The sequence below is a fragment of the Nocardia spongicola genome (assembly GCF_047200775.1).
Lineage (GTDB): Bacteria > Actinomycetota > Actinomycetes > Mycobacteriales > Mycobacteriaceae > Nocardia.
The window spans coordinates 1-404 of the sequence record NZ_JBJZOO010000072.1; the positions used below are offsets into that span (position 1 = coordinate 1).

Consider the following 404-nt stretch of genomic DNA (forward strand, 5'->3'; position numbering starts at 1 on the left):
TGGCCTGGTTTGTGTTGGCCGCTGTTGGCGTAGGTGACTTGCCAGGTGATGTGTGGTGTGCCGTCGGGGCCTGCGTCGAAGCGTAGGAGTTGGCGGTTGGTGGCGATGTAGACGTCGCCGTTGGCGCCGACGGCGAAGGAGTTCTCGATTTGGTTTTCCGAGCCTGCGCCGAGGCGGATGGCGTGTGTGGTGCCGGTGTCGGGGTCGAGGGTGCCGACGACGCCGTTGGTTTTGCCGACGAACCAGATCAGGCCGTTGGAGTCCGGGAGTGCGGAGTTCAGGGTTTCGCCTGGTTGCAGGACACCGGTCAGGTCGTAGTCGCGTTCGAGGGTGAAGCCGTCGGCGGCGGGGGTTTCGGCGAAGACCTGGATATGTCCGGTGCTGGTGCCGATCACGGCGCGGTC

The 404-nt window shown here is 65.1% G+C and carries 1 protein-coding gene; it reads right to left on the minus strand.

Annotated elements, in window-relative coordinates:
- Positions 1 to 404, minus strand: a 404-nt coding sequence (locus ACL02S_RS24250) for a hypothetical protein (protein WP_412804806.1), incomplete at both ends; no start/stop codon positions are given.